Annotated in this window: 3 protein-coding genes; all 3 read left to right on the forward strand. The window is 27.9% G+C overall.

The genetic code is table 11. The features are described 5' to 3' along the window. Positions 1-1,866, forward strand: a 1,866-nt coding sequence (locus VJ881_05470; GenBank protein ID HKL75500.1) for an AAA family ATPase, incomplete at its 5' end; no start/stop codon positions are given. Positions 1,867-1,878: 12 nt separating this feature from the next. Continuing rightward, complete coding sequence (locus tag VJ881_05475) at positions 1,879-4,332, forward strand: restriction endonuclease-like protein (GenBank protein HKL75501.1); 2,454 nt, start codon at positions 1,879-1,881, stop codon at positions 4,330-4,332. Positions 4,333-4,468: 136 nt separating this feature from the next. Next, positions 4,469-5,317, forward strand: a complete 849-nt coding sequence (locus VJ881_05480; protein HKL75502.1) for an MBL fold metallo-hydrolase — start codon at positions 4,469-4,471, stop codon at positions 5,315-5,317. The last annotated feature ends 92 nt before the right edge of the window (positions 5,318-5,409 follow it).

A 5,409-nucleotide genomic window follows, 5' to 3' on the forward strand; every position in this document is an offset into this window, starting at 1 on the left:
TATGCAAAAATAGAACATACCAAAACTGATAGATTTAGAATGATGTGGAGGCAAGATTTTGCTGACTTATTAAAAGAAGAATTACCATACTGGTATGAAAAATATGAAGAAGATAGTAATTATGGGAGTGATCAAAAAAGACCAAAACTTAAATTTATAAAAAACAATAAAAATGAATATGAGGTTAAAATAATTAAAGAAAAAGAAAAATCTCCAAAAAATATTTGGTGGGTAAATCAGGGTAAAACAATGAATGAAGAAAAAGAAGTTGGTGTACTTTGGGCACCTATAGAAAATAAGAATGGTTCTAATGAATATCATTGGGAAACAATGAAAGAGGTGGCTAAAGGGGACATAATACTTCACTATGCTAATGGTTATATAAGATATGTTAGTCAAGTACAAGAAGCAGCAATAAAAGCCCAAAAACCAGAAAATATAAGAGATACAGATGAGAATTGGCAACGTGAAGGTAGATTAGTTAAAACAGATTATTATAAACTAGAGTCTCCAGTAAAATTAGAATCATTTAATAATAAAATAGTTGATTTGGAAATTGATAAAGGACCAATAAATAAAAAAGGTAGTGTAAATCAGGGATATTTATTTTATTTTAATAAAAAAGGATTGAAAATTATTCAAGAAGTACAGCCAGATATCAATTGGCCAGAGTTTTCGATTATAGAAGGTGATAGTATGATAACTGATCCATCTTTTTCAACAAAAGAAATAATAAATAAAATAAAAAATTACATAAAAGCCAAAGGCTTTACCTATCCAGATGAAATGATAGAAAACTTTTATCTTTCTTTAAAAACAAAACCTTTTGTTCTTCTGGCTGGTATATCCGGTACAGGTAAAACAAAATTAGCCCAACTTTTTGCTGAAGCTATTGGCTGTAATTCAGACAATGGCCAGTTTAAATTAATTTCAGTTAAACCAGATTGGAATGATAGCTCTGATCTTTTAGGATACAGTAATATTAGAGGTGATTTCCAGGCTGGCCCTATAATTAAAACAATAAAAAAAGCTATTGATAATCCAGATAAACCATATATTGTCTGTCTTGATGAAATGAATTTAGCAAGAGTAGAATATTATTTCAGTGAATTCTTATCAAAGATGGAAACCAGAAGAATTAAAAATGGGAAAATAATAACTGATAAATTACTAATTAAAGATGATTTTGATGATAGAGACCCAGAATCTGCTGATAAATATGCCGGTCTATATATTCCCCAAAATTTATATATTGTAGGCACTGTTAATATGGATGAAACAACCCATCCCTTTAGTAAAAAAGTTCTTGATAGAGCCAATACAATAGAATTCAATGAAATTGAACTTAAAGCTTATCAGGAGAATAATTATGACCTATCAGATTTAGAAACCATATCAGTTAAAAATGATTTTTTAGTAACAGAAAATCTTAATTTAAAAGAATCTATAAATGATAATGAAGAATTGGTCAATGATATCACAACCAGATTAACTGAAATAAATGATATTTTAAAAGAAGCAAACCTTCAGGTTGGTTATAGAATAAGAGATGAAATAAATTTTTATGTGATGGAATCTATGAAAAATAATATTTTAGATATAGATACAGCTTTTGATAAACAATTAATGCAGAAGATATTACCCAGAATTCAGGGAAGTTCCAGAAGAATAAAAAAGATATTAGTTAAATTATATAAATATACTTCAGATAAAGATTATACAAAAGAGAATGGCGATCTTGGCCAAAAAATGTTAAATTATTACAATAATAACAAAGGAAATATTAAATATCCTTCATCTACAGAAAAAATTGCATATATGGTAAAACGTTATGAAGAAGATGGATTTACAGCTTACTGGTTATAGGGATTGATAATTATGATAAATAAAAAAGATCAAAAACAGAATTTAATAGATATAGAAACTGAACATTTTACTTTAGTTATAAAAGGTAAACCAATTCATCCTGCTATTGATCAGTTTTCTCCTCATGAAAATGATACTGAGGCAGAAATAAAATTATCTCTAAAAGATGATAAACTTCAAAAATTTAGATTTTTTCATCCTAAAAAGGGAATGATAGAAAGCAGTCATAATAAAGTTAAAAGTTATCCAGTATTTTATGAAGAACAGGAGTATGATATTTATGTAGAAGGAAAAAATGATAAAGTTCAGGAATTAAAATTTTATCATCAGAGTAATAACATTCGCGAAGCAGTCAGTCACCCTCCTCGAAATAAGAAAAATCTTTATGGCAGTGTTAATTTTGGAAGTGATATAGGTTTTTCTGAATTTGAGATTAGAGATGGTAAAAGACTGCTTTTTTCTTTAACTATAGAAGTATTCCCAAGTAAAATTGACTATAGAAAAGATTATAATCAGCTTTTAAATGAAGTTAATGAAGAAGTATATAACTTAGCCTATGATTTTTTACGTAATACCTATCAAAACATGAAACCTAAAGAGGCTCAGGAAGTAACAGAAGCTGAATTTTATATGATCCTTAGAACAATTTTTAAAGATTTTATGCAGGCTTTCGGAAGAATTAAGGAATCTCCTCATCATCGATTGATCAAAAAGAGAAGAGTTAAGTCTTCAGCTAAGGTTAAGAAAGTTAGCAGACAGAGTTTAAAATGGCTGAATAAAAATAGTCAATTTTATGATCAAAAAAGTAAATTACCGGAAAAGATGCTGGCAGTAGAAAAAAAGATGAGTTATGATACATTTGAAAATAAATTTGTAAGATGGATATTCAAAAGATTAATAAAAAAGTTAAATCATTTTGAGAAGAAATATGAGTATAATAAACGAAATCCTGATTCAAAAATATTTCAGGAAATAAAAAGAATGAAAAAAGAGTTAGAATTCAATTTAAAAGATAGTTTTTTAGATCAGGTAGGAGAATTATATAAAATTGACTCTATTTCACTTGTTTTACAGATGGCCCCGGGTTATCGAGAACTTTATAAATATTATTTGATGTTATTAAAAGGATTATCTTTAAATGGAGAGATTTTTCAGTTATCAATGAAACAGTTGTGGGAATTATATGAATACTGGACCTTTCTTAAATTAAATAGAATTCTTAGTGATAAATATGAGTTAATAAAACAGGATATTGTTGAACTTGATTATAGTGGAATAAATGTAACTTTATCTAAAAGTAGAGATGCTAAGGTTAGATATAAAAATCCTGATACAGATGAAGAATTTACCTTAAGTTATAATTCCTTTTCAGGAGATAGTGCTACTACCCGTCAGCGACCGGATAATATTTTATCACTGGAAAAAGATAATTCTGATGTTCAATATAAATTTATCTTTGATGCAAAATATCGAGTTAATCCAGCTTATGAAAATAGTTCATATGCTAATAAATATCAGGGTATCCCCGGTCCAGAAGAAGATACAATAAATACCATGCATCGGTATCGTGATGCAATTTCTTCTGAGGTTAATGATGAAGAATATAAAAGAACTATGGTAGGTGCATATGTTTTATTTCCCTATCATAATCAGGAAAACTTTCGAAAACATAAATTTTATAAAAGTATAGATAAAGTAAATGTTGGTGCTTTTCCTTTTCTACCGGGGAGTACAGAACTGATAGCAGAATTTCTTGATAATATTATAGGTGAATCGGCAATAAGTAATTATTCAAGAAATCTTCTCCCTAATGGAACAGAGGAGTTTCGTCCCCAAAAAGAGTTTAAACAGAATGTGCTGGTTGGATCTTTAAAGAAAAAATCACAGCTTGATTTTATCATGAAAAATAAGATATATTATATGCCTTTTATAGAAAAAGTTATGGGGAAAGAATTAAATTATGTAGCAATTTATCAGAGTAAAAATAAGTTTGGAGAAGAGAGTGGAGTTAAATATTATGCAAAAATAAAGAATATCGAAGTTGTAAAAAGAAAAGAAATTTCATATCCTTCTTCCAGTAGTAACCCTGAGAAAAGATATATCTTATTTTATTTGGGAGAGTGGGATGAATTAACTGATATTATAAAAACAGAAGGTTATGGAGTTAGTGGAAGTCATATCTATACAAATGATATGCTACTTAAAAAGGCAGATACATTACCGGAATTAAGTATAAAATCTTTGCGTGAATGGAGAATTTGGCTTGAATTAAAAAGAATGAAAAAAGAGATGAAAATTAAGCTTAAAAATAATAAACTTAAAGATTTTGATAATATAGAGGGCTTTAGTGATGGTGAAATTTCTGTAGAAGTAAAAGGTAATAAACTTGTATGTAAAGACAAGAAATGGGATTACAATAAATTTTTGAAAAATCCAAGAGGAGTATTAAAAGATTTGATTAATTAAATCCTGAAGCAGGTCATAAATTAGCATTATTTTTTACTTTTAAATTAGATAAATTATTAAATGATATATCGATTAACTGTCTTCATCCTGGTGTGATTAACACTAAACTACTGAAAAAGGTTGGGGAACCGGAGAGGTGAATAGTAATATGAATTTAACTGTTTTAGTTGAAAATAATACTCTTATAGATCGCTATTTTAAAGGAGAGCCAGGAGTATCTTATTTTATAGAAGCTGATGGTAAAAGAATATTATTTGATGTTGGTTATTCTGATTTATTTATAAGTAATGCCAAAAAAATGGGCATAAATTTACTTAACCTTGATTATCTTGTTCTTTCTCATAGTCATCTTGATCATACCTGGGGATTACCGGATTTAATAAAGTTATATACTGAGGCTATTATTGAAAATCAAAGTTATCATAAACCAGAATTAATTACTCATCCTGAAACTTTTGCTCCAAGAACTGTAGGGAAACTGGATCAAATTGGCTCATTAATTTCTAAAGAAGAAGCTGCTAATCATTTTAACTTAAAACTTAGCAAAGATCCTATTTTCTTAACTGATAATTTAGCTTTTTTAGGTGAGATTGAAAGAAATAATGATTTTGAAGCAAAGGAGCCAATAGGGAAAGTAATTACAGGTGACAAAAAAGAAGATGATTATATATTAGAAGATTCTGCTCTTGTCTATAAATCATCTAAAGGTTTGGTAATTATAAGTGGTTGTTCTCATGCAGGTATATGTAATATTATTGAAAAAGCAAAGAGATTATTTGATGAAGACAAAATTCTGGATATTATAGGTGGTTTTCATCTGCAAAAACCAACTAAAAAACAAATAGAAGGAACTAAAAATTATCTGGATGAAATAAATCCTGAAGTTGTACATGCTTCTCACTGTACTGATTTAGATTCCAAAATTGAGCTTGCTGAGGTTGTGAATATAAAAGAAGTAGGTGTAGGATTAAAACTAGAGTATTAAGTTTAATTAAATAAATTTTTGTAAATTCATATTTTCTTCAAAATTTACTCCTATAATTAATTTAGAATAAAAAAAGAAATAAAAATTAATTA

The organism is Halanaerobiales bacterium (assembly GCA_035270125.1).
GTDB lineage: Bacteria > Bacillota > Halanaerobiia > Halanaerobiales > DATFIM01 > DATFIM01.

Excerpts from the sequence above, each read along its gene's own strand:
- VJ881_05475 (HKL75501.1), top strand. The coding sequence starts at position 1,879 with ATGATAAATAAAAAAGATCAAAAACAGAATTTAATAGATATAGAAACT.